Source organism: Capnocytophaga granulosa ATCC 51502 (assembly GCF_000411115.1).
GTDB lineage: Bacteria > Bacteroidota > Bacteroidia > Flavobacteriales > Flavobacteriaceae > Capnocytophaga > Capnocytophaga granulosa.
The window spans coordinates 142,492-165,026 of the sequence record NZ_KE150257.1 but is presented as its reverse complement, the minus strand read 5'-3'; the positions used below and the strand labels follow the sequence as shown (position 1 = coordinate 165,026).

Sequence of the window (22,535 nt, the reverse complement as noted above, 5' to 3'; positions counted from 1 at the left end):
ATTATTTTTTACTTAAGCCTAAGCGCATTTGTTATCACACTTACAGAGCTAAAGCTCATAGCTAAAGCACCGAGCATGGGTGAGAGCAGTATACCAAAGAAGGGATACAATACCCCTGCGGCGATGGGAATGCCTACCGTGTTGTACACCAAGGCAAAAAACAAATTCTCCCGTATATTCTTCACGACCGCCTCACTGAGGGTACGCATCTTGACGATTCCGCCTAAGTCTCCTTTGACCAAGGTAATCTGTGCACTCTCTATGGCTATATCTGTACCTGTACCCATGGCTATTCCCACATGAGCTTGCGCTAAGGCGGGCGCATCATTGATACCATCTCCTGCCATGGCCACAATCTTTCCTTGTTGCTGCAGGTGCTGTACTTCCTTTTGCTTATCTTCGGGAAGCATGCCCGCCTTGTAGTGGGTAAGACCCAGTTGCTGGGCTACTGCCTGAGCGGTAATAGGATTATCACCTGTGAGCATAACCACGGTGATTCCCTGCTCTTGTAAGGCCTTGACAGCTTGAGCGGCAGTATCTTTGACCTTATCGGCTATAGCTACGGCGGCAATCACTTCTTTTTCTATAGCCAGAAAAGAAAGTGTTTGCCCTTGACGCTGTGCTTCTGTTACTTGGCTGAGCTGCCCCTCGGTAAGAGTAGCTCCGATCTCCTGCATGAGTCGGTCATTGCCAAAATAATAATGTTTGCCCTGATAGGTTGCCTCTACCCCACGCCCTGCTAAGGCCTTGAAATCGGTCATAGCAAGGGGAATTATTCCATGTTCGGCTGCATAAGTATTAGTTGCCTTGGCCAAAGGGTGTTCGCTGGATTTATTCACTCCATAGAGAATTGGCCATAGGGTTTGCTCGTTATACCCTGCCCAGGGGATAAGCGCCCTTACACTGGGTTTACCTTCGGTAAGAGTACCTGTCTTATCTACAATCAAGGTATCCACTTGCTTCATACGCTCTAAGGCCTCCGCATTCTTGATGAGGATTCCCTGCCGTGCCCCTTTGGTAACCCCTACCATGACTGATACAGGGGTAGCTAAGCCCAAGGCACAAGGACAAGCGATGATAAGCACTGCAATGGCATTGACCAAAGCATATTCGTAGGCGTGTTCTTTAGCAAAAACTGCCCAGATGATAAAAGTCAAGACAGATACGGCTACCACAATAGGAACAAAGTAAGCGGCAATACGGTCGGCCAACTTTTGGATAGGAGCTCGGCTAGTGGTAGCCTGCTGTACCATGGCAACAATCTGGGAAAGCAGCGTATCGCTACCCACTTTCTCGGCTTGCATGACAAAGGCCTGCGCGCCATTGATAGTTCCTGCCGATACGGTGTCGCCCGTTTGCTTTTCCACTGGCAGCGGTTCTCCTGTAATCATACTCTCGTCTATCGTAGCGACCCCTGTGGTGATACGACCATCTACAGGGATTTTAGCCCCTGGTCTTACCCTGAGTAGGTCGCCCTTGACAACCTGCTCTATAGGCACTTCCTTTTCCTCTTCACCTATGAGCTTTATAGCGGTGTTCGGTGCTAATTGGAGCAGCATACGCACCGCCTCTTGGGTACGTCCGTGAGCATTGGCCTCCAAGAGTTGGCCTAAGATAACCAAGGTAAGGATCACCGTGGTAGCTTCAAAATAGAGGGGCACCGAACCATGTTCCTTGAACTGCTCAGGCAGGCTATCAGGCAGGCAGAGCGCTACTACGCTAAAGCCCCAAGCTGCTGCTGCACCAATACCAATAAGGGTAAACATGTTGAACCGCAGCGTTTTGATACTCACCCATGCGCGAACAAAGTACGTCCATCCATAGTAGAAAACCACAGGTAGTGATAGGGCAAACTGTACCCAGTTCCAATAAGTAACGGGCATCAGCCTATACATAGGGTTGTCATGCCACATACCCCCCATAGCAATGATAAAAATAGGCAAGGTAAAAGCCACTGCTCCCCAAAACTGACGGCGTAGCTCCTGGCGCTTCTGCTGTTCTTGCCCGCCTCCTTTGAGGCTCTCAGTGGAGACCTGTTCCACTAAGTCCATTCCACAAACAGGACAATGGCCTGGATGGTCGTAGGTCTTGTTCCCCTCACAGCGCATCGGGCAGTAATACACCCCTGTCCCCTTGTGGGTAGAGGCTTGAGGCTTAGGCGCAGATGTAGCCTCCTCCAAGGAGGTTACCAAGGTGTAATGAGTACCCTCCAAGGCGGTTTTAAGCGTTTCAAAAGGCACATGCTGGCTCATCTCCACTACAGCGGTTTTCTCCTTAGCATTGGCCACGACCTTGCTGACACCCTCTATAGCCTCCAGACTCTTTTTGACGGTCATCTCGCAGCCGCTACAACTCATGCCCTTTACATAATAGGTGTGTGTCATCATGTCAGTCTTTTTTAATAGTGTAATCAGTACCTTCTAAGGCTTTTTGGAGTGCTGGCAAAGACACTTCTTCTTTGGATTCCACAAAGGCTTTTTGCGCGTTAAAATCTACTTTAACGGTAGTAACACCTGCTACTTTAGACAATCTTTCTTCTACGGTGGTTGCACACCCAGTGCAGCCCATTCCTTTGATAGTGTATGTTTTCATGAAATTATTTATTTATACGCATTCTTCCCCTCAAATACTGTGCTAAAGGGGAAATACTGACAGAATGACATAGAATAATAATTAATGATTAATGAGTTAGGGAATTAATCATTAATCATTATAGGCATTAATCATTATTTTTTGTATTTTTGCGTTTTCGTATTTGAAGGGAGAATTGAAATAAGGGCGAATTGCCATTCGCCCCTACAGCACACCCATGACACATTTGCTCACACATATATACGCATGAATATTTGGCCAACACATGTCGTAGGGGCAAAGTCTGCGCTAGTAGAGCATGTGAGGCATTTCGCCCACACAAGAGACATTTCGCCCACACAAGGGAGCATTTCGCCCTCTCAAAGGAGCAATTCATTTAAACCATAATAATCAACAACTATAGAAATGAATAACTATGAAATAAACAAATACCATCGTAGATCGATTCGCCTACAAGGATATGATTATTCACAGAAAGGCATGTACTTTTTAACTATATGCGTAAAAGATAAAGAATGTATATTTGGAACTATTTCTGATGGTAATATGATACTGAATGTCATAGGTCATATAGTAGCTAATGAATGGGAGAACACCCCCAATATTCGTGATAATATTGCCCTTCATGATTATGTCATAATGCCTAATCATTTACATGGTATCATAGAAATTACCTACAATAAGAATAACGAAGAGCAGGTAGGCGATTTTGTTTCTCCAAAGAAATCAATAGGCGCTATCGTAAGAGGATTTAAGATTGCTACCATAAAAAGGATAAAGGCTCTCATATCCACTGTAGAGGAGAATGACAGTTCGCCGATAGAAGAATGGATTATCAACCATTTACCACAGATATGGCAGCGAAATTATCACGAACACATTATAAGAAATTATGAAGATCATGAGCGTATTGCCAATTATATAAACACCAATCCACTACGCTGGGATGAAGACATGTTCAATAATTGATAATACATATTTCACGAGCGAATGTTAAAAAGGGCAAATTACCATAAAGATAAATTGAAATAGGACAAATCAAAATGAGGATAAATTGAAATAAGAGCGAATTGAAATAAAGACAAATCGAAATAAGAGCGAATCGAAATAGGGCGAATTGCCATTCGCCCCTACAGCACACCCATGACACATTTACACACACATATATAACGAATGGCCAACGCATGTCGTAGGGGCGAATGGCAATTCGCCCACACAAAGAATAATTAAGCAATTTTTACCCTCTCATAAGCAAGGTAAAATTTTAATTGTAACTTATTGATTGTCAATCAAAAAATATTGCTAAGCATTTTTTGAGGAGAAATAAGCAATTTTTACCCCCTCATAAGCAAGGTAAAATTTTAATTATAACTTATTGATTATCAATCAAAAAATATTATTAAGCAATTTTCGAGAGGAAATAAGCAATTTTTACCCTCTCATAAGCAAGGTAAAATTTTAATTGTAACTCATTGATTATCAATATAAAAATATCGATGAGCAATTTTTGAGAGAAAATAAGCATTCTTTTGCACCTATAACCCCTAACACAATGGAAATAACCAAAGCAAACCGAAAATGGCTCGATGACCTACACCTCTCTCACCCTGTGGTGATTGCTGGCCCTTGTAGTGCCGAGACCGAAGAACAAGTCCTTAAAATCGCCCATGCACTCAAGGATACCGACGTTACTTACTACCGTGCTGGTATTTGGAAACCGCGTACTCGCCCTGGTATGTTCGAGGGCGTAGGTGCCTTGGGTCTCAAATGGCTCGAACGCGTTAAGAAAGAAACAGGCCTGAAAACCGCTACCGAGGTAGCCAACAAAGACCATGTGAGATTGGCCTTGGAGCACGATATTGACTTGCTCTGGATCGGTGCCCGCTCTACCGTGAGCCCCTTTATCGTACAGGAAATTGCCGACGAACTTAAGGGTACCGACAAAGTCATCTTGGTCAAGAACCCTGTAAACCCCGACCTCTCCCTATGGATAGGCGCCATAGAGCGCTTGCTTAGGGCAGATATCAAAAACTTAGGGGTCATTCACCGCGGCTTCTCTACCTATGAGAAGACCCAGTACCGAAATATCCCTGAGTGGCAGTTGGTCATAGAATTGCAAAATAAGTTCCCCGACCTGCCTCTTATCTGTGACCCTTCGCATATCACTGGCAATCGCGAACTGATTTTCGATGTGTCACAGACAGCACTAGATCTGAACTTCAACGGACTGATGATCGAGACTCACTGCACCCCCAATGAGGCTTGGAGCGATGCCGCCCAACAGGTTACCCCTGAGCGATTGGTAGATATCATGAACGACCTGCGTATCCGCCAGACTTCCTTCGGCGAGGGCGACTATGCTTCCCAAATCAGTTCCTTGCGCTCTCGTATCGATATACTGGACGACGAACTCTTGGAACTGCTCAAAAAGCGTATGCTCCTCTCCGACGAAATAGGTAAGCTCAAGAAAGCCAACAATGTGGCCATCCTACAGAACACCCGTTGGCATGAAATCCTTGGCAAAATGATTCTTGAGGGGGAAAAATATAACCTTAGTGAGGAATTTGTGATAAAAATCTTCAAGGCGATACACCAAGAATCCATCAACCGACAAGAGAAAATCGTCAAAGGCAAATAATCCATGGCTGTGCACCTCTTCTTTAATTTTTCTTACGATGCTGATTTCCAACTCTTCCTTCCGCATGCCTTTGTGGCTGAACAGCGGAATGGTTGTTGGTACCTGCTGCGAAAGGCTACCGAGGAGGTGCTTAAGAACAGCCCTATAGAACTCTCTGTGGTAGAGAAAGAGGCCTTGGTGCTATCCCATAGCCTTGACCCCCTGCTCTTATTCGAAAAATATACCGATCGGAAACACCCGCTCCCTGAGCGTTATAAGGACAAGGCCAAGAAGAAGTATATTCAGCAACAGATAGAGAGCAAGGCCAATGCTCTGCTCACCCTGATTGCCCAGCATAAGTTGTGGCTTGTGGTGAACTGCCAAAAGGAGCAGCCACTGGATCGGCAACTACTTGAGTGCTCGGATAGGGTGCTGGCTCCTCTGCTGGAGTTTGAGAAAACCCCTACAGGCATCACCTACCGCCTTTTCCTCTTGGACAAAGAAAAATCTCTCCCTTCTGAACATGCTATTACACTGCTTAGCCACGAGGGGCCTTGGATTGTCTGGGATAAGACCTTAGTGCAAGTAGCTCCTATCAGGGCGCTGAACCTCAAGCCGTTTTTGGACAAGACGGCTGTTGCTATCCCTGAGAGTACCATACCCGAATACTTCAACAAGTTCCTCAAGGAGATTATCAAAAAGGTTGATATCAGCACTATAGGCTTTGATATGATCCAAAAGCACCACTTGGTCTCTACCCAAATCAGATGGGTGCACGACTTCATGGCCGATACATACAAGCTCTATTTGTCTTTTGACTACGATGGAGTTGTCTTCCATAGCAATCAAAGCCGAAACCAGCAATCCCACTTGGAGGTCTTGCCCAATGGTGCTATCCAGATAGAACACTACAAGCGCAACCCCGCTGAGGAGGCCGAGCGAGGCCAATGTTTGGAAGCCCTTGGTTTTGCCGAAGAAGGAGGTAATTTCTTTGTGAAAGACCCTTACCCCTTTGCCTCTTATTTCCTCCTGCTTAAGCATAGAGAAACGCTTGAAGCCCAAGGATTTGTCCTCTCCGACCTTGAGATTAACGGACAGAAAGTCAATACAGCTGCCTTCTCCCTTAGCATTGGAGAAACCACTGAGGCCAATGATTGGTTTGACCTACATATCACCCTCACTCAAGGAACACATCAAATACATTTCTCACAGCTTATCAAGAACCTACGGGAGCACAATCCCCTCTATCCCCTACCCGATGGCACACTGTTTGTCATTCCAAAGGAGTGGTTTTCCAAATATGAGAAAATCAGTAAGTTCGCCCGTGTGGTAGATCATAAAGTACAACTGCCCAAGAGTAACTACACCCTCTTGGAAGAGCTGCCTGAACTCCGCCCTATAGCTCCCATGGCTGAAGTCCAGTATAGCCCCTCCCCCAATCTCAAAGCTACACTACGACCTTACCAAAGGGAAGGTGTCCAATGGCTCCTGCAACATCATTATAATGGTTTAGGCGCCTGCCTTGCTGACGATATGGGGCTGGGTAAGACCCTACAGACCATTGCCCTCTTGGTACACATACATGATAGCTTGCCTGAGAGGGAGAACCCATTCCCTACCTCTATCTTTGACCTTGGCAAACCACAAAAGGAAGCCCTCAAGTGCCTTATTATCATGCCTTCCTCCTTGTTATTCAACTGGTATGAGGAAATCAAGCACTTTGCTCCTCATCTATCTTGTACCCAGTATGTAGGCTTAGACAGGAAGAACAAGGCGCTCCGACTCTCCAACTATGATATTGTGCTCAGTAGCTACCCCATTGTCCTGAGAGACGCTAAACTACTGGAGCGCTATAGCTTTCGCTATATCATTCTGGACGAAAGCCAACGTATCAAAAACAACAATTCCAAGATATTCAAGACCATCAGCACGCTCAAGGCCGAACACAAGATCTCCCTCAGTGGTACCCCTATTGAAAACTCGCTATCTGACCTATGGGCACAGATGCAGTTCATCAACCCCAATATCTTGGGTAGCTATAGCCAATTCAACAAGTATTTCCGCACCGAGATAGAGAAGAAGCACAACCCTATTGCCTTGGAAGAACTCAAAGGTATCATCAGCCCCTTCCTGCTTAGGCGTACCAAGCAGCAAGTACTACAAGACCTACCCGATATGGAGGAACAAATTGCCTATTGCCCCATGAGCGAGGCTCAAGAGAAGTGGTATGAACAGGAGAAATCCAAGGTGCGCAACCAGCTATTGCATATTGACACCGACGCTGATCCTGCTGCTGTGAAGCTCAACACGCTTAATATGCTCACCAAGCTGCGACAGATCAGCAACCATCCTCGTCTGGTAGATCCACAAAGCGAGATCCCTTCAGGCAAATACGAAGAGGTAACCAGCCACTTAGAACAACTATGGCGTGCAGGACAGAAAGCACTTGTTTTTAGCAGTTTTGTTTCCCACTTAGCCATTTATGAAGATTGGTGCCAAAAGGAGAAATTTAAGTACGTTTCGCTCACTGGATCCACTTCCTTAGAAGGTCGTCAAAGAGCGGTAGAGCAGTTCCAGAACAATCAAGATGTATCCTTTTTCTTTATCTCGCTCAAGGCAGGCGAAGTAGGGCTAAACCTTACCGCTGCCTCGTATGTGCTCTTGCTTGACCCTTGGTGGAATCCCTTCTCTGAGCGGCAAGCTATAGGGCGCGCTCACCGTATGGGACAACAGCACAAGGTCAATGTCATTCGTTTTGTCAGCCGTAACACCCTTGAGGAGAAGATCATACACCTCCAGCAGAGCAAAAAAGAACTCTCCGAACACCTCATAGAAGAAGACAACCTGAAGAACGAGGCTTTAGAACACTTAGAAGAACTCCTGCAATAGTGACTAACGACAAGTGACTAACGACTAAAGACAAGTGACTAATCACTAACCATTAAAACAAAAAAATGACCAATGACGAATCGTCATTGGTCATTTAATCGTTTGTCATTTAGATTAAACCTTATTCTTTATGAGCATTACTTCAATAATAGAAATTGCGGTTTTTTCTGGTACAGTAAGCAATTCAGCCAATTGGTTGATCATATCCTTTTCTTCTTCTTCGAGTACGCCGTCAGAAGTAGCGATATCTACTGCACAAGCGAAAGCAGTCAAGCGAAGATCAGAAGGAAGTGCTGCCACTGATTTCTCTACCAAGCTACCTGGGCCTTCTTTTTTAAGAATGCGGAAGAGCTTGTCGAATAGCTTATCAAAAGCTGCTCCTGAATAGTTATCATAGAGGCTAAGACGGTTCATGTAATTGACAATCTCGTCCCACTCTCCACGACCTACGTTACCATCGGCTCCAGCCATGGCAAGGGCAATCCCTGCGAAGGATTCTTGTTCGTTTAGTTTCACCTCCTCAGTTACAGCCTGGAAGATTTTTCCGAATAAACTCATAAAACTTTATTTTTAAATACTTGGGCAAAGATATAGAAAAAAACCGAATAAACAAATTTTTATTTCACTTTTTATTTATCATTTATTAAAAATTTGTCACTTGTCGTTAGTTATTAATTGTAGGACTTCTTTCCCTTTTTCAGTAAGGAAATATTGTTGCTTGCTACTGGTAGGTTTATCAGGAATGGTAAGCGCCACTAAGCCCTCTTCTATCGCGGGATTAAGGTAGTTTTTCCTAAAATAATCTCTATTCTTTAAACCTAATTTTTCTTGTATTTCCTCTCTATAAAGTATCCCTTCTAATATTTTTAACAATTCTCGTACTTGCATGGTACTTGCATGGTACTTGCATGGTGCTTGCATGGTATCTTGTTCCTTCCTATAACCATCTTGTTTTTCAGCCTCTTGCGGGGTACTTGCGGGGTACTTGCGGGGTACTTGCATGGTTGTTTCTTCTTGTTGCATTAACGCTTGCAAATCTTCGTCTATAGGGAGAATAACTTGTAAGAAATTATCCATAAAGTTAAACTGATCCCGACTATAAGCCTGCAAGATACGCGGAATACCTGAGCCTAAGTGCTCTACCAAATCCAAATCCCTATAGATACGCATCAACTCCTTATTCCTAGGAATAGACGCCCCTGAGAAAAACTCTTCTCGTGAAATCCCATAAGGAAGACCTCCACAGGAGGTAATCACCAAGCGGTCTTTAAATATCTCAAACTTGGGAGCCACTTCGTAGGTATAGTCATTATGTACAAAAGCATTGATCACTGCTTCACGGAGTGCTACTGCATTCCATAGTCTACGCTCTATACGTTGCTTATGGGTAATCTTGGTAAAAGTACGATTCTCTATATTGAGCCTATCCAAAACCTGTTGGGTTGCCTTGATGAGTGACTCATGCCCATACTCTTCATTCTGAATCAAATCCACTTGATTAACTCCTGCATAACGTGCTACCCTTACAGATATATTATTGATATCATTCATCAAATAGGCAACATAATTGTAATCCCCATCATCGTTCAGAAGCTCTAAGTTCTTAGCAAACTGCTCATTAAGTGTTTTCCCTATGGATTGATAATAAATATGCAATTGTTGGAAACGCAGATCCTTCTTCGGCGACCTAATTCTCGCTATAGAATTAAGCGTTCGTTTGACGAATAATTCCTCTATTCTTTTCACTGGCATAGGCTCAGAGGCACTTCCTATACGCATAAAAGCCCCTTTTTCCGAAAGTCCGTATTTCTTGATATAGTAAGGGCGTTCATAACCCATAAGCACAATGACTTTGATAATATCCTTTTCTTCTCTCTTTTCCACAAGGATATCAAAAAGCCCCATACAAGAGGGAACTATATTATTTTTTAAACGATCCTTGAGTTCCAACTGCAATGCATCAGCTGAGGCTACCCCTACCGTATGCCCCTCCTTATCAACCCCTATATAGATAGCCCCTCCCTCACTATTGAGGAAAGCTACCACTTCTTTCTCTAACTCTGGTGTTACTTTTTGTTTGTATTCTATGTGCTTGGTTTCTAACATAATCAACAAATTAGCGACTAATAGAGTAAGGATTAATCACTTGTCATTAGTCATTAATCAAACGGTTTGTTGTCTCATCAGGGAAGATGACGGTGGGTTGGAAGGTCTTAGCCTCCTCAAAATCCATCAGGGCATAGGAGATGATAATGACGATATCGCCTTTTTGCACCTTGCGAGCTGCCGGGCCGTTGAGGGTAATAGTGCCTGAGTTGCGTTCGCCACGAATGATATATGTGTCAAAACGCTCACCGTTATTGACATTTACGATAGAGACCTTTTCCCCTACAATAAGGTTAGCCGCCTCCAAAAGAGCCTCATCTATAGTGATGCTCCCTATATAATCCAAGTCCGCTCCGGTTACTTTTACGCGGTGGATTTTTGATTTTAATACTTCTATTTTCATAGGACAAAGGTAAAAAATTATTGGATAACTATAGGCTTTTCCCTCCCATTTTTTGTATATTTGCTTTCTGAACCTTCATACTAATCGTTATGAGAAAGTTATTGCTTTTATCCCTACTCTTGGTCGGTTGCAAACCACTTCTATTCATTGAAGTTCCCCCCGACATGCAGCTCGATACGAGTTTTCATGCTAAGAATCCCCATAAAGTAGTACTCTTTGTAGAGCATGATGTCTACTACAAGCAAGCTCAGACCAACCCCGATTATAGGGCTGCCAAAGAGCGTATTTCGGCACTGCTCCCTCCTGCCTCTAACAAATGTCTTTGTGGCATTACCGTACGGGGCGGTATTGTAAGGATAGACGGGAAGAAATCCTGGGTGATTGACATAGAGCAACTCCCCACTATAGCCGCCTTGGTACTCTACCGAGACAAAGGAAAGCCAGAGGTGGTGACCGATCCCAAGCAGTATGAGAAACGCTTACGCAAAATGTGGAAAGACTCTCAATAAAAAATCTCTTCCCCACGGGGGAAGAGACTTTCGTATTGTAAAAACTAAGAAAAGAATTATTTTAATTCTACTTCTGCACCAGCTTCTTCTAGTGATTTCTTAAGGTTTTCAGCGTCCGCTTTAGAAATACCTTCTTTCACTTTAGAAGGAGCACCATCCACTACTTCTTTAGCTTCTTTTAGTCCAAGACCAGTAAGGTCTTTTACTAATTTCACTACTGCCAATTTGTTAGCTCCTGCATTTTTGAGGATTACATCAAATTCAGTTTTTTCAGCAGCAGCTTCTCCAGCGCCAGCAGCAGGGCCAGCAGCTACAGCTACAGCAGCAGCTGCAGGTTCTATACCATACTCATCTTTAAGGATTTGAGCAAGCTCGTTTACTTCCTTAACTGTCAAATTTACTAATTGTTCTGCGAAATTTTTCAAATCTGCCATTTCTATCGTTTTTTAATGGTTTATAAATAAATTAATGTGTGTGTCTTACTGACGTTCAGAGAGTGTTTTAACAATTCCTGCAATTTTTCCACCTCCTGATTTAAGAGCTGAAATAACATTCTTAGCAGGCGATTGCAAGAGTGAAATGATATCTCCGATGAGTTCTTCTCTAGACTTGATAGCCACAAGAGTATCCAATTGGTTATCACCTACGAATACGGCTTCTTCTATATAAGCACCTTTGAGAAGGAGTTTGTCGGATTTCTTCTTGAAAGCCTGGATGAGTTTTGCAGGAGCGTTACCTACTTCAGCGAACATAAGGGAAGTATTTCCTTTAAGTACGGAAGGAAGCTCTCCAAAGTTCTTATCGGAAGCCTCCATTGCTTTGGCAAGGAAAGTGTTTTTTACTACCGATAATTTTATATTAGCTTTAAAACAAGCGCGACGAAGGTCGGAAGTTTCTTTTGCATTAAGGCCGGTGAGGTCTGCCAGATAGATTACATGGTTGGCTGCTAACTGTGCGGTTAAATCCTCTATTATTACTGATTTTTCTTCTTTTGTCATAATTTTCTTTTTTAACTACGTTGTTAGACTATTTTTGTATCTACTGCCACACTCGGACTCATAGTGCTTGAAAGGTAAATAGATTTTACGTAAGTACCTTTAGCGGTGGTTGGTTTTAGCTTAATGAGGGTTTGGATCAGCTCATTGGCATTCTCAGTGAGTTTTTCAGCAGAGAAAGATACTTTACCGATAGCGGCATGTACGATCCCTGTCTTATCCACACGGAAGTCAATCTTACCGGCTTTTACCTCTTGTACGGCCTTACCGATTTCCATAGTTACGGTACCAGTCTTAGGGTTAGGCATAAGCCCACGAGGACCGAGTACACGACCCAAAGGCCCTAACTTACCCATTACAGCTGGCATGGTTACGATCACATCTACATCTGTCCAGCCGTCTTTGATTTTTTGTAGGTATTCGTCCAATCCTACATAGTCAGCGCCAGCGGCTTGTGCTTCAGCTTCTTTGTCTGGAGTAACCAAAGCTAGTACGCGTACATCTTTACCAGTTCCGTGAGGAAGAGTTACCACGCCACGTACCATTTGGTTTGCTTTACGAGGGTCTACTCCTAATCTTACTGCGATATCCACAGAGGCGTCAAATTTTGTAAAAGAGATTTCTTTTATTTTCTTGCTTGCCTCTGCAAGGCTATATAGTTTGTCAGCTTCTATTTTAGATAAAGCCTCTTTGTATTTCTTTGTTAGTTTTGCCATAGTCCGTCAATTAAAAAGGTTTATCTCCAGTGATTGCGATACCCATAGAGCGCGCAGTACCTGCCACCATACTCATAGCCTTCTCAATAGTGAAAGCACTAAGGTCAGGCATTTTATCTTCAGCGATAGCACGTACTTGATCCCAAGTGATATTGGCTACCTTTTTACGGTTAGGCTCACCAGAGCCTCCCTTAGCTTTGGCTGCTTCCAAGAGTTGAACTGCCGCAGGTGGGGTCTTGATCACAAATTCAAAAGATTTGTCTTTGTATACGGAGATCACCACTGGTAATACTTTACCTGGCTTGTCCTGTGTGCGTGCATTAAATTGCTTACAGAACTCCATGATGTTAACTCCAGCAGCCCCCAAGGCAGGTCCAACCGGTGGCGAAGGATTCGCAGCACCTCCCTTAACTTGTAGTTTAACTACTTTGTGTAATTCTTTTGCCATTGTTCAACTTTAATTTATAATTCTATAATATATTCTTTCTTAATAGGCGAATTGCCATTCGTCCCTACATGCGGCCAATTGCCTTTTCTATGTGGGCGAATTGCCATTCGCCTCTACAGTAGGGCCTTTTGCCTTTTATATTTTCTCCACTTGAGTATAGCTAAGTTCAAGTGGGGTTTTTCTTCCAAAAATTTTGACAATTACCTCCAGCTTACGTTTTTCCTCATTAACCTTTTCCACATTTCCTGTAAAGCCATTGAAAGGTCCGTCTATTACTTTGACTGATTCTCCTACGGCATAAGGAATCGCTACAACTTCTACCTTTTCTTGCAATTCGTCTACGATACCGAGCATACGGTTCACTTCGGATTTGCGGATAGGAGTAGGAGCACCGCCCTTGGTTTCGCCTAAGAAGCCTATCACTCCTGATATACCTTTGATTATATGGGAAATCTCTCCAGAGAGGTCAGCCTTAATCATGACATAGCCAGGGAAGAAGACTCTTTCTACATTAATCTTTTTCCCGTTGCGTAGCTGTGGCACCTTTTCGGTAGGAACCAGTACTTGTTCTACATAGTCAGCATAACCAAGGCGGCTAATTTCGGACTCTATGTAGTTCTTTACTCTGTTCTCTTGGCCACTTACAGCACGTACTACATACCACTTTTTTTCAAGGACTGCCATTTAGAAAATTTTAAATATCTGTGCTATGAAGCTCTCAAATATGAAATCAACTCCAGCGATAAATAAGGAAAATACAACGGAGAAAATAGTTACTACCCACAGTAGGCGTTGTGCCTCGGCAAAGGGTGTCCAAGTAACATTCTGTGTCAATTCTGTGTAAGATTCTCTGATATAGTTTATCATTACTTTCCGTTTTATTAAGTTTGTAAAAAACTATCTTGGCACGGGTGGAGGGATTCGAACCCCCATCAACGGTTTTGGAGACCGCTATTCTACCCTTGAACTACACCCGTATAAAAAGAGTTTTGTTGCCAAAACCCTTTTGAAACATTTAATATTATGAAATCAAGATTTCTTAGTCAAGGATTTCAGTTACCTGACCAGCACCTACGGTACGACCTCCTTCACGGATAGCGAAGCGAAGACCTACGTTAAGAGCGATAGGTTGTAGCAATTCTACAGTAATGGTAAGGTTATCCCCAGGCATTACCATATCTACACCTTCAGGAAGGTTGATAGTACCAGTAACGTCGGTTGTACGTACGTAGAACTGAGGGCGGTAGTTATTGTGGAATGGAGTGTGACGTCCACCTTCTTCTTTTTTCAAGATATACACCTCAGCTTTGAATTTAGCGTGTGGTTTTACAGAACCTGGTTTGCAGATTACCATACCACGACGGATATCTTTTTTGTCGATACCACGAAGGAGTAGTCCTACGTTATCACCAGCTTCACCACGGTCAAGGATTTTCTTGAACATTTCTACCCCAGTGATAGTAGAGGTAAGCTTATCAGCACCCATACCGATGATTTCAACAGCATCACCTGTGTTAGCGATACCAGTTTCGATACGTCCTGTAGCTACAGTACCACGACCAGTGATAGTGAACACGTCCTCGATAGGCATCAAGAATGGTTTATCAATATCACGTTGTGGAAGCTCGATCCAGTTATCTACTGCATCCATAAGCTGCATTACAGTATCTACCCATTTTTGTTCGCCGTTAAGCGCTCCAAGAGCAGAACCTTGGATTACAGGGCCATTATCACCATCGTAGTCATAGAAAGAAAGAAGTTCGCGTACTTCCATTTCTACAAGTTCCAATAGTTCAGGGTCGTCCACCATATCCACTTTGTTAAGGAACACAACGATACGAGGAATACCTACCTGGCGACCAAGAAGGATGTGCTCACGAGTTTGTGGCATAGGCCCGTCGGTAGCAGCTACCACAAGGATAGCACCGTCCATCTGAGCAGCACCAGTAACCATGTTCTTTACATAGTCGGCGTGTCCTGGACAGTCCACGTGTGCATAGTGACGGTTCTTAGTTTGATATTCTACGTGTGAAGTGTTGATGGTAATACCACGCTCTTTTTCTTCAGGAGCGTTATCAATAGAGTCGAAACTTCTCGCTTCGGAGAGACCTGCATCAGCCAATACTTTAGTAATAGCAGCAGTCAAGGTTGTTTTTCCGTGGTCAACGTGTCCAATAGTACCAATGTTAAGGTGCGGTTTGGAGCGGTCAAAATTCTCTTTTGCCATGTTTAAATAATTTTAATCTTAGTTATAGAAAATCAATATATAAAGGTATGTTATTATATACTACAAAAGAGCCAATGACGAGATTTGAACTCGTGACCTCTTCCTTACCAAGGAAGCGCTCTACCCCTGAGCTACATCGGCTTTTCAAGAGCGGGAGACGAGGTTCGAACTCGCGACATTCAGCTTGGAAGGCTGACGCTCTACCAACTGAGCTACTCCCGCTTTTTAATACAATATGTCTTTCAAAATAGTGGGGAGAACAGGATTCGAACCTGTGAAGGTGAAAACCAGCAGATTTACAGTCTGCCCTCGTTGGCCGCTTGAGTATCTCCCCTCAAGTTAAAAATCAACAAATAACGATAAACATCGAGCCGGTAGAGGGATTCGAACCCACGACCCCGAGATTACAAATCACGTGCTCTGGCCAACTGAGCTATACCGGCAAAACAAACACTTATACCACAAAAAACAAGCGTTTTTTACTTCTCCTTTGCGAGGTGCAAATATACAACAATTTTTTGTTCTGACAACAAAAAAAATATTTTTTTTCAAAATAAGTTATTAACACCCCCCTTTATTCCTCTCTGCCCTTGATAAATGAGGGATGTTGCTCTATGGCTAGGGCTACTTTTTCTACGATTTCCTCTACAGTTTCTCTTTCATAATCTATCTCCAAGGGTGGTTTTATGCGCATACGTTGGGTAACACCCTTCTTTTTGACTATTATTCCTTTCTTGTCGAAGGAGCGGCGAAAGCCATCTATCACTATAGGTACTACGATTGGCTTATAGGTCTTGATAAGGTGGGCTGTCCCCTTACGAATGGGTTTCCATGGGGAGGTAGTACCTTGTGGAAAGGTAATCAGCCAACCGTCCTTAAGGGCAATCCCTATATTCTCTACATCTTCTGTCTTGACCTCTCTATGGATTTCCTTGCCCTTCTCTCGCCAAGTGCGGCTGACTTGTACCGCTCCTACATAGGCGAGAATCTTCGGTAGCAGCCCCGCATGCATGGTCTCGGTAGCAGCTACATAATATAGGTTGAGCTTAGGGTGCCATATATAGTTGATATTCTTAAGGCTATCCACCCGCCCACGGAGACTGGCATTGAACACATGGTACATGGCTACCACATCGGCAAAATAGGTCTGGTGGTTGGAGATAAAGAGTACTCCCTTATCAGGCAGGGTGCGGATAATCTCCGAGCCATCTATAAGCAAATGATTGAAGCCCCTATAACGGCGATGGGTCAAAGGGCCTAAGATACGTATGATCAGCCGCTTTATCCACAAGGCGTGCCCAAAGGGGTCTTGTTTCCATAGTCTAAATTTCATCTTGTTATATTTTTATTCTCTAAGCCAATGTTCGGGATTGAGCTTATTGGTGTTCTTATAGACAAAGAATTTCATCTCTGTTCGCCCCTCACTATCGGTAAAGATCTTGCCTAAGGGGGTTTTGGCGGAGACTTTTTGTCCCTTACTTACATATACTTGTATGAGGTTATAATATATGGTAATAAAATTCCCATGTCTCACCTGTACCGCCTTGTTGCCGCCAGGCACAGAGATAATAGCCGAGACTTCCCCATTGAACACACAGCGAGCATCGGAGTTGCGCGGTGCCATCAGGGTAATCCCATTATTATAGTGTTTCAGATCGGGATACACTGGGTCGTCATAGGTACCAAAGCCTTGGGACTTGTATCCACGCTCAATCGGCCAAATGAGTTTGCCTTTGTTGGCTTCAAAGTCCGAGGAGAGCGCTTGCCCTTCGGGGGTGAGGTCAAAGACCTTATCACTGCTTGTCTTGCCAGAGGTGGTGCCTGTGGTGGTAGTCTTGCCCTTGCCTTTTTTGTTGGCCTCGGCTATGGCCAAGCGGATCAATCGATCTATTTCTCTGTCTATCTTATTGGCTTGTGCCTGTTTTTTCTTTATCTCATTGGCATATTCGCTCTCTTTCTTTTTGATAGAAGCCACTAAACTTTCCTGTGTTTTGCGCTCTTGGGAGAGACGCTCTTGCTCTTTTTGGTTATCCTCTACGATTTTGCGCTGGTGGTTGTACTGGGCAGAAAGTGAATCGGTAAGCTGCTGCATGAGCGTATTTTTCTCTTGTATCTCCTGGGCTTGTTGCTTTCTGTATTGGCTATATTGTTGCAAATACTTCAATCGCTTGTAGCCCTGAGCAAAACTCTCTGAGGTCAGCAGCAAGAGCCAACGGCTTTGAGGCGAACGTGTTTTATAGGACTGTTCAATCACTGCGGCATAGTTCTTCTTCAGTAGCTCCAACTCTTTTTTAAGGCTGGCTATCTGGCTTTGGTTCTCATTGATCTGCTGGGAGAGCAGGTTGGCCTGATGGTTGGTTACTCGAATCAGCTGGGTACGTGCGGAAATTTTTTCACTGATCTCCTCTATTTGGGTAGCCAAGCTCTTGCGCTCCTGTGCTTGTTGGGAACGCAGGGCGGACATCTCTCGGATTTGCTCCAAGAGGGCTTTCTTCTGTCGCTCCAGTTGTTTTTGCTTTTGGGAGGTCTGGGCAAAAACGCCTGTAAATGAGGTGATGAGTATGAATAAGAGAATACGATGCATTAGGGTTGGAGGGTTAAGGGTTGGTAACCAGCAGGTACAGTATAAGGGAATTTAACAGATACATTACGCTGTAAGTTACTAAGTTGCAAGTTTAGCTGTACCTGCTCCCCTCCCTGACTGCCCTGTAGCAATAGGGAGAGCGGGAAGAGCTGCCCCTCCACCGTCTGATATGTATAAGCAGCCGAGAGAGAACGCTCTTGCTGAGTTTTTCCCTCTTGTACAATCAGCAAACTATCCATTCTGAAAGCAGTATTTAAAAAGAAAGACAAATCCAATTCGTCCTTTCTAAGCGCCCCCTTGTAGAGTTCCCCATCAGGAGTGAAGGTTGTGTGTCGGTCACGGAAAAGCAATTGTCCTAAGAGCAAATTTTCCAAAGCCTCAAATCCAAGATGCACCCCTAAATATTTTTCCGAGATGGAATAATCCCCCTCAAAATATGTATTGTCCAGCTTGTTATAGAACTGTACCTTTTCCTTGGTAATCAGCGCCTTGGCAATTCCTAAGGGCGCACTAAGCCAGATGATTTCCCCTTTTTTCATTCTAAAAGACAATGGGATGGTCTGCCCGATCTTACCTGCCTTAGAATAAGATACGGTCAGCGTTCCAGCCAGTGTCTCAAAAGCGGGGAAAGACTCCTGATGCTTTTCAAGAATCTCCTTTCCCCTGAGACGACTATCGGCAACTCCTTGGGTATTAGTAACCTTAGTTGTGCGACAGCTTGTTAAAAGCACTGTCAAAAGTGTTATATACGCTAGTAATGATTTCATTGTGTTTTCTACTTTTAAAAGGGTAAAATTACAATATTTTCCTACATGCTTGGAAAATGACTTTTATTTTATCATATATTTAGTTTTTCTTCTGTGTAATTAGCAGCTGCTTTTTTAAGTAATGAGGATATCTTACGCCTTAGCCTAGAGGGAGCCAAGACGACTATACTATTGCCAAAGCCGAGAATAAGCCGCTCCAGCTCGTAATTGTACCGTACCCTAATGCGAAAGACCACTCCGCCCTCTCGTGTCTCTACCACCTCCTGAGAGTGGTGAAAGGGCTTGGTGATCACATAGTTAGCATTATTATTATCTATCCAGAAAACCACTTCCTCCACGGGGTTGCCACGGGAGAGGGTTACTCCTATGATGTCTTTGAAGTATTCGTTGGGGTCTATATTTTTATCAACATAAGGAATTGGTAAAATATTCACACTTTCCATACGGTCAAGGGCTAAGGTAAGCAGTTCTGACTTGTAAAAAGCAATGAGAAACCAGCGATTGTTATACTCCTTGAGAAATTGTGGGTGCAGCTCTAGCTCTTGGGCTTGCTTGGCCTTGAACGATTTGTAGACAATTGCCAAAGCCTGCTTATGTAGAATCGCCTGATAGATAGGATCTATATACTCCAATCCCCTAAGGTGCTCGTTTTTATCCATGTGAATAGCGGGTTGCTTGGCGCGGGAGAGGAATATGGAGTCCTCCAACCTATGTACAATACCGCTCATATGCTTAAAGAAAGAGAAATCCTTGAATTCCTTGAGAAAATCCACCGCCTCACGCATACGCTTGATGTCTTCATAGGGAATCTCCGTCTTGGTAATGCTGTATTGGGGATCGGCATAGCGGTAATACTTATTGTCAAAGACCTCTATGGGGGCATTGTATCCGATCTTATCACTGCGCATATTTTGAATATCAAGCTGTACGGTACGCTTACTGACGACACTATCCTTGCCTTCATACTCGGTGAGTGCGTCGGTACAGGCATCAATAAGATCATCTATCGTCCAAAGGCGTGAGGTGTTTCTCAAGCATTTATCAATCGTTTTATACCGTATCAGTGCGTTTTTGTTGGTAGCCATAACAGTTGAGAAAGAGTTCCTAAGGGGCAAAGATAAAAAGAAATTGGAAATATAGTGGCCAATTGGCAGTTTTTTCTTACATTTGTACGAGCAAACGAAGCTATGGACAATATCAATATCATTACCCTCACCACAGATTTCGGAGAGCAGGACTACAGCGTGGGAGCTCTCAAAGGGCAGCTCTACGGCCTTATCCCTAAGGCACGTATTGTAGATATATCCCACCAAGTAGATCGCTATAGTATCACCGAAGCGGCTTACCTGCTACAGGGGGCTTATCGTCATTTCCCCGAAGGAACAATCCATATTATGGGGGTCAATAATGAACTCTCCGCCGAGCGAGGCCTCTTGCTCTTGGTATATGAAGGGCAATACTTTATCACCGCTGACAATGGTTTTATCGCCCTTTTCACCCGCAATAAGAAGGGAGCAGAGGTCTATTTGCTGAATTTGGAGGATAGGCGTTCTATCTTCCCCACCTTGGCATTTTCCACCAAGATAGCTCAGAGGCTCTGCCAAGGGACACCTGTAGCAGTATTGGGTACTCCCTATAGCGAACACCTATATATTAGCAACTTTATCCCTAAGGTACGTGCTCAAAGGATAGAAGGCAGCGTAATTTATATAGACCATTTCGGCAATGTAGTGTCCAATATCACCGAGGCACTTCTAAGAGAAGAAGCCAAGGGACGCCGCTTTAACGTGTATTTCCGCTACCAAAGTGTAGATAACTCTTCCGTAGAGGAGATCTGTAGCCAATACAACCAAAAGGAAGATGGGCTCTCTGCCGGCAATCCGTTCTTAGTCTTCAACCACCTAAAGTATTTGGAGATGGCCATTGACAAAGCCAATCCCAAATCCTTCGGGGGCAGCGCCAGCCTTATGGGTATTCATGTGGGAGATCCTGTAAGTATAGACTTTATATAAAAATAAAAGAGAGCTTTCGCTCTCTTTTACCAATTCTAACCACAAAATCTAATATATGAAAAACAATTTATCTTTTCTCGTTCTTTAACGGTGCAAAGATACAGCGGTTTTTTTTCAAAGGCAACAAGTTTTCTATTATTTTTTTCTATAGAAGTATAAGGTTCTTTTATACAATGGCAAAGTCTGTGATTAGAAGTCAGGGGTCACCTCTTCACTACTTACTGAGAGCTTAAACTTCGGTTCTAAAGTTATTTTCTTGGCTATATAGAAGCCGTCCTGCTTATAGTCTTTATGGACGAGGTAGAGGCCTTTAGTCTCCTTGAGCAGTTGGAGCAATTCCAAAGGGTTCTTCGCTCCATAGAGATCACTATAAAAAATAGAATTCTTCATATCCCCTTCATATACCAATCGCCTTGGGTTATCTCCCTTGTCATTGATATAATAGAGTTCATACGAAGGCCAATCTTTCGTGTCTTCCTTGACATAGTTTTTCTTCAGCAACCCATCTTCTACCAAAAACTGTACAGAAAGGCGGACTTCATCTTTCTTATAGATACGATACATGGAGTACTCTATATCCTTGGAGATCACCCCCACCGTATCTACTTGGGAATGCTTGTCTATGATGATATAGAGCTCATCCAACTTTTGTCCATAAGTCGTAGCGACAAAACAAAGGAAAAAGAGTATTCTCATTAGTGGTTAGTGATTAGTGGTTAGTGGTTAGTGGTTAGTAACTGACACAATTAACAATTAACAATTTACAATTATCCTCGTCCTTCTTCAGTTGTGCCTTGAGCGCCTCCAAGGAATCGAACTTGATCTCGTCGCGGATAAAATCTATAAAGTAAAGGCGTATTTCTCTCCCATAGAGGTCTCCCTCAAAATCAAAGAAATGTACTTCTATACTCTCACCTTTGCCCTCTATAGTAGGGTTCTTACCTATAGAAAGCATCCCATAGACTTTTTTGCCTGCGATGATACTATACACCGCATAAACCCCTATCTTAGGAATGATTTTGTACGGACTCTCCACCTGTAGGTTGGCCGTAGGATAGCCCAAGGTACGTCCTAATTTTTGACCATGTACCACCTTGCCTGCCAAGGAAAAAGGATAACCAAGGTAGTGGGTAGCCGTCTGTATATCCCCTTCGGTGAGTGCGTGTCGTATTTTAGTGGAACTGACCGAGCAAGAATCTACCTCCTGTACGGGGATTTCCTCCACTTGGAAATGGTATTGTGTCCCAAAGGCCTTAAGCTCCTCTATGCCTGCGGCTCGTCCCTTGCCAAAACGATGGTCATAACCGATGATCACCACCCGTGCTCTGAGCTTCTCAACCAATAAGTTTTGCACATAGTCCTGTGCAGAAAGAGCGGCAAACTCCTTGTTAAAGGGCTGTATGACCAGCTGCTCTATCCCATAAGATTCCAATAGCTGAGCACGCTCCTCTATAGTTTGGATCAGTGCAATAGGTGAGGAGGGATCAAGCACCATACGAGGGTGCGGAAAGAAAGTCAGCAGCGTAGGGGTGAGCCCTTGCGCTTTAGCTGTAGCTACCACCTGAGCGATGATACGCTGGTGCCCTACATGGATACCGTCAAAGGTGCCTATGGTCAGGACACTTTCCTTTGAGGGGTGAAAATGTGCTATATCAGTGATCAGTTGCATA

Annotated in this window: 23 protein-coding genes and 5 tRNA genes; 5 read left to right on the top strand and 23 right to left on the bottom strand. The window is 43.8% G+C overall.

Going from position 1 to position 22,535, the window contains the following annotated elements; all coding sequences use genetic code 11:
• Window positions 1–8: 8 nt before the first annotated feature.
• Complete coding sequence (locus HMPREF9331_RS10925; RefSeq protein WP_016420970.1) at window positions 9–2,387, bottom strand: heavy metal translocating P-type ATPase; 2,379 nt, start codon at window positions 2,385–2,387, stop codon at window positions 9–11.
• Window position 2,388: 1 nt separating this feature from the next.
• Complete coding sequence (locus tag HMPREF9331_RS10920) at window positions 2,389–2,592, bottom strand: heavy-metal-associated domain-containing protein (protein ID WP_016420969.1); 204 nt, start codon at window positions 2,590–2,592, stop codon at window positions 2,389–2,391.
• 546 nt (window positions 2,593–3,138) lie between these two features.
• Here HMPREF9331_RS10920 and HMPREF9331_RS10915 point away from each other — a divergent pair.
• From HMPREF9331_RS10915 to HMPREF9331_RS10905, 3 genes are all read left to right on the top strand, one after another.
• Window positions 3,139–3,561: a transposase gene (locus HMPREF9331_RS10915; protein ID WP_200792503.1), complete on the top strand. Its 423-nt coding sequence runs from the start codon at window positions 3,139–3,141 to the stop codon at window positions 3,559–3,561.
• A gap of 583 nt (window positions 3,562–4,144) precedes the next feature.
• On the top strand, window positions 4,145–5,230 hold the full coding sequence (locus tag HMPREF9331_RS10910; protein ID WP_016420967.1) for a bifunctional 3-deoxy-7-phosphoheptulonate synthase/chorismate mutase type II: 1,086 nt from the start codon (window positions 4,145–4,147) through the stop codon (window positions 5,228–5,230).
• A gap of 9 nt (window positions 5,231–5,239) precedes the next feature.
• The gene (locus HMPREF9331_RS10905) at window positions 5,240–8,098 is read left to right on the top strand and encodes a DEAD/DEAH box helicase (RefSeq protein ID WP_040357471.1); all 2,859 of its coding nucleotides are present in this window, start codon (window positions 5,240–5,242) and stop codon (window positions 8,096–8,098) included.
• A 114-nt stretch (window positions 8,099–8,212) separates the two neighbouring features.
• On the opposite strand, the gene HMPREF9331_RS10900 is transcribed toward HMPREF9331_RS10905, so the two are convergent.
• From HMPREF9331_RS10900 to panD, 3 genes are all read right to left on the bottom strand, one after another.
• Window positions 8,213–8,656, bottom strand: coding sequence for a tellurite resistance TerB family protein (locus tag HMPREF9331_RS10900; protein WP_009642423.1), 444 nt, complete (start codon window positions 8,654–8,656; stop codon window positions 8,213–8,215).
• 96 nt (window positions 8,657–8,752) lie between these two features.
• Entirely contained in the window at window positions 8,753–10,204 is a 1,452-nt protein-coding gene (locus tag HMPREF9331_RS10895; RefSeq protein ID WP_016420965.1) for a Fic family protein, read from the bottom strand.
• A 46-nt stretch (window positions 10,205–10,250) separates the two neighbouring features.
• The gene (panD, locus tag HMPREF9331_RS10890; RefSeq protein ID WP_016420964.1) at window positions 10,251–10,607 is read right to left on the bottom strand and encodes an aspartate 1-decarboxylase; all 357 of its coding nucleotides are present in this window, start codon (window positions 10,605–10,607) and stop codon (window positions 10,251–10,253) included.
• Window positions 10,608–10,696: 89 nt separating this feature from the next.
• Between panD and HMPREF9331_RS10885 the strand changes: the two genes are divergently transcribed.
• The gene (locus HMPREF9331_RS10885; RefSeq protein WP_016420963.1) at window positions 10,697–11,116 is read left to right on the top strand and encodes a hypothetical protein; all 420 of its coding nucleotides are present in this window, start codon (window positions 10,697–10,699) and stop codon (window positions 11,114–11,116) included.
• 56 nt (window positions 11,117–11,172) lie between these two features.
• On the opposite strand, the gene rplL is transcribed toward HMPREF9331_RS10885, so the two are convergent.
• The 16 genes from rplL to HMPREF9331_RS10805 all read right to left on the bottom strand — a co-directional run bounded on the left by rplL (window position 11,173) and on the right by HMPREF9331_RS10805 (window position 19,938).
• Window positions 11,173–11,550: a 50S ribosomal protein L7/L12 gene (gene rplL / locus HMPREF9331_RS10880; RefSeq protein ID WP_009642430.1), complete on the bottom strand. Its 378-nt coding sequence runs from the start codon at window positions 11,548–11,550 to the stop codon at window positions 11,173–11,175.
• A gap of 45 nt (window positions 11,551–11,595) precedes the next feature.
• A complete protein-coding gene (gene rplJ, locus HMPREF9331_RS10875) occupies window positions 11,596–12,114 on the bottom strand; it encodes a 50S ribosomal protein L10 (protein ID WP_009642436.1) in 519 nt (172 codons plus the stop codon).
• 23 nt (window positions 12,115–12,137) lie between these two features.
• Window positions 12,138–12,827 carry a 50S ribosomal protein L1 gene (rplA, locus tag HMPREF9331_RS10870; RefSeq protein WP_016420962.1) on the bottom strand — a complete coding sequence of 230 codons (690 nt, stop codon included), beginning with the start codon at window positions 12,825–12,827 and terminating at the stop codon, window positions 12,138–12,140.
• Window positions 12,828–12,837: 10 nt separating this feature from the next.
• Window positions 12,838–13,275, bottom strand: coding sequence for a 50S ribosomal protein L11 (rplK, locus tag HMPREF9331_RS10865; RefSeq protein WP_016420961.1), 438 nt, complete (start codon window positions 13,273–13,275; stop codon window positions 12,838–12,840).
• A gap of 135 nt (window positions 13,276–13,410) precedes the next feature.
• Window positions 13,411–13,959, bottom strand: a complete 549-nt coding sequence (gene nusG, locus HMPREF9331_RS10860) for a transcription termination/antitermination protein NusG (protein WP_009642440.1) — start codon at window positions 13,957–13,959, stop codon at window positions 13,411–13,413.
• Window positions 13,960–14,142 (bottom strand): preprotein translocase subunit SecE, encoded by a 183-nt coding sequence (gene secE, locus HMPREF9331_RS10855; RefSeq protein WP_009642443.1) that lies wholly within the window; start codon window positions 14,140–14,142, stop codon window positions 13,960–13,962.
• Between the two features lie 36 nt (window positions 14,143–14,178).
• Window positions 14,179–14,252 (bottom strand) — tRNA-Trp (locus tag HMPREF9331_RS10850).
• Between the two features lie 62 nt (window positions 14,253–14,314).
• Window positions 14,315–15,502 carry an elongation factor Tu gene (gene tuf / locus HMPREF9331_RS10845; RefSeq protein ID WP_002666853.1) on the bottom strand — a complete coding sequence of 396 codons (1,188 nt, stop codon included), beginning with the start codon at window positions 15,500–15,502 and terminating at the stop codon, window positions 14,315–14,317.
• 69 nt (window positions 15,503–15,571) lie between these two features.
• A tRNA-Thr gene (locus HMPREF9331_RS10840) sits at window positions 15,572–15,643 on the bottom strand.
• 8 nt (window positions 15,644–15,651) lie between these two features.
• Window positions 15,652–15,724, bottom strand: a tRNA-Gly gene (locus tag HMPREF9331_RS10835).
• Between the two features lie 29 nt (window positions 15,725–15,753).
• Window positions 15,754–15,836 (bottom strand) — tRNA-Tyr (locus HMPREF9331_RS10830).
• 35 nt (window positions 15,837–15,871) lie between these two features.
• Window positions 15,872–15,945: transfer RNA gene (locus HMPREF9331_RS10825), tRNA-Thr, on the bottom strand.
• Window positions 15,946–16,076: 131 nt separating this feature from the next.
• Window positions 16,077–16,835: a lysophospholipid acyltransferase family protein gene (locus HMPREF9331_RS10820; RefSeq protein ID WP_016420960.1), complete on the bottom strand. Its 759-nt coding sequence runs from the start codon at window positions 16,833–16,835 to the stop codon at window positions 16,077–16,079.
• A gap of 12 nt (window positions 16,836–16,847) precedes the next feature.
• Complete coding sequence (locus HMPREF9331_RS10815) at window positions 16,848–18,086, bottom strand: murein hydrolase activator EnvC family protein (RefSeq protein WP_016420959.1); 1,239 nt, start codon at window positions 18,084–18,086, stop codon at window positions 16,848–16,850.
• Entirely contained in the window at window positions 18,086–18,853 is a 768-nt protein-coding gene (gene lolB1 / locus HMPREF9331_RS10810; protein ID WP_016420958.1) for a lipoprotein insertase outer membrane protein LolB1, read from the bottom strand. The genes HMPREF9331_RS10815 and lolB1 overlap by 1 nt, the downstream gene beginning before the upstream one ends.
• Window positions 18,854–18,924: 71 nt before the next feature.
• A complete protein-coding gene (locus HMPREF9331_RS10805) occupies window positions 18,925–19,938 on the bottom strand; it encodes a helix-turn-helix transcriptional regulator (protein ID WP_016420957.1) in 1,014 nt (337 codons plus the stop codon).
• Window positions 19,939–20,040: 102 nt separating this feature from the next.
• Between HMPREF9331_RS10805 and HMPREF9331_RS10800 the strand changes: the two genes are divergently transcribed.
• Window positions 20,041–20,865, top strand: coding sequence for an SAM hydrolase/SAM-dependent halogenase family protein (locus HMPREF9331_RS10800; RefSeq protein ID WP_051113226.1), 825 nt, complete (start codon window positions 20,041–20,043; stop codon window positions 20,863–20,865).
• Window positions 20,866–21,054: 189 nt separating this feature from the next.
• On the opposite strand, the gene HMPREF9331_RS10795 is transcribed toward HMPREF9331_RS10800, so the two are convergent.
• Together HMPREF9331_RS10795 and HMPREF9331_RS10790 are read right to left on the bottom strand one after the other, a co-directional pair.
• Entirely contained in the window at window positions 21,055–21,561 is a 507-nt protein-coding gene (locus tag HMPREF9331_RS10795) for a hypothetical protein (protein WP_016420955.1), read from the bottom strand.
• Between the two features lie 34 nt (window positions 21,562–21,595).
• Entirely contained in the window at window positions 21,596–22,534 is a 939-nt protein-coding gene (locus HMPREF9331_RS10790; RefSeq protein ID WP_016420954.1) for a bifunctional riboflavin kinase/FAD synthetase, read from the bottom strand.
• Window position 22,535: the final 1 nt, after the last annotated feature.

Excerpts from the sequence above, each read along its gene's own strand:
- HMPREF9331_RS10925 (WP_016420970.1), bottom strand. The coding sequence starts at position 2,387 with ATGATGACACACACCTATTATGTAAAGGGCATGAGTTGTAGCGGCTGC.
- HMPREF9331_RS10920 (WP_016420969.1), bottom strand. The coding sequence starts at position 2,592 with ATGAAAACATACACTATCAAAGGAATGGGCTGCACTGGGTGTGCAACC.
- HMPREF9331_RS10915 (WP_200792503.1), top strand. The coding sequence starts at position 3,139 with ATGATACTGAATGTCATAGGTCATATAGTAGCTAATGAATGGGAGAAC.
- HMPREF9331_RS10910 (WP_016420967.1), top strand. The coding sequence starts at position 4,145 with ATGGAAATAACCAAAGCAAACCGAAAATGGCTCGATGACCTACACCTC.
- HMPREF9331_RS10900 (WP_009642423.1), bottom strand. The coding sequence starts at position 8,656 with ATGAGTTTATTCGGAAAAATCTTCCAGGCTGTAACTGAGGAGGTGAAA.
- HMPREF9331_RS10895 (WP_016420965.1), bottom strand. The coding sequence starts at position 10,204 with ATGTTAGAAACCAAGCACATAGAATACAAACAAAAAGTAACACCAGAG.
- panD (WP_016420964.1), bottom strand. The coding sequence starts at position 10,607 with ATGAAAATAGAAGTATTAAAATCAAAAATCCACCGCGTAAAAGTAACC.
- HMPREF9331_RS10885 (WP_016420963.1), top strand. The coding sequence starts at position 10,697 with ATGAGAAAGTTATTGCTTTTATCCCTACTCTTGGTCGGTTGCAAACCA.
- rplL (WP_009642430.1), bottom strand. The coding sequence starts at position 11,550 with ATGGCAGATTTGAAAAATTTCGCAGAACAATTAGTAAATTTGACAGTT.
- rplJ (WP_009642436.1), bottom strand. The coding sequence starts at position 12,114 with ATGACAAAAGAAGAAAAATCAGTAATAATAGAGGATTTAACCGCACAG.
- rplA (WP_016420962.1), bottom strand. The coding sequence starts at position 12,827 with ATGGCAAAACTAACAAAGAAATACAAAGAGGCTTTATCTAAAATAGAA.
- rplK (WP_016420961.1), bottom strand. The coding sequence starts at position 13,275 with ATGGCAAAAGAATTACACAAAGTAGTTAAACTACAAGTTAAGGGAGGT.
- nusG (WP_009642440.1), bottom strand. The coding sequence starts at position 13,959 with ATGGCAGTCCTTGAAAAAAAGTGGTATGTAGTACGTGCTGTAAGTGGC.
- secE (WP_009642443.1), bottom strand. The coding sequence starts at position 14,142 with ATGATAAACTATATCAGAGAATCTTACACAGAATTGACACAGAATGTT.
- tuf (WP_002666853.1), bottom strand. The coding sequence starts at position 15,502 with ATGGCAAAAGAGAATTTTGACCGCTCCAAACCGCACCTTAACATTGGT.
- HMPREF9331_RS10820 (WP_016420960.1), bottom strand. The coding sequence starts at position 16,835 with ATGAAATTTAGACTATGGAAACAAGACCCCTTTGGGCACGCCTTGTGG.
- HMPREF9331_RS10815 (WP_016420959.1), bottom strand. The coding sequence starts at position 18,086 with ATGCATCGTATTCTCTTATTCATACTCATCACCTCATTTACAGGCGTT.
- lolB1 (WP_016420958.1), bottom strand. The coding sequence starts at position 18,853 with ATGAAATCATTACTAGCGTATATAACACTTTTGACAGTGCTTTTAACA.
- HMPREF9331_RS10805 (WP_016420957.1), bottom strand. The coding sequence starts at position 19,938 with ATGGCTACCAACAAAAACGCACTGATACGGTATAAAACGATTGATAAA.
- HMPREF9331_RS10800 (WP_051113226.1), top strand. The coding sequence starts at position 20,041 with ATGGACAATATCAATATCATTACCCTCACCACAGATTTCGGAGAGCAG.
- HMPREF9331_RS10795 (WP_016420955.1), bottom strand. The coding sequence starts at position 21,561 with ATGAGAATACTCTTTTTCCTTTGTTTTGTCGCTACGACTTATGGACAA.
- HMPREF9331_RS10790 (WP_016420954.1), bottom strand. The coding sequence starts at position 22,534 with ATGCAACTGATCACTGATATAGCACATTTTCACCCCTCAAAGGAAAGT.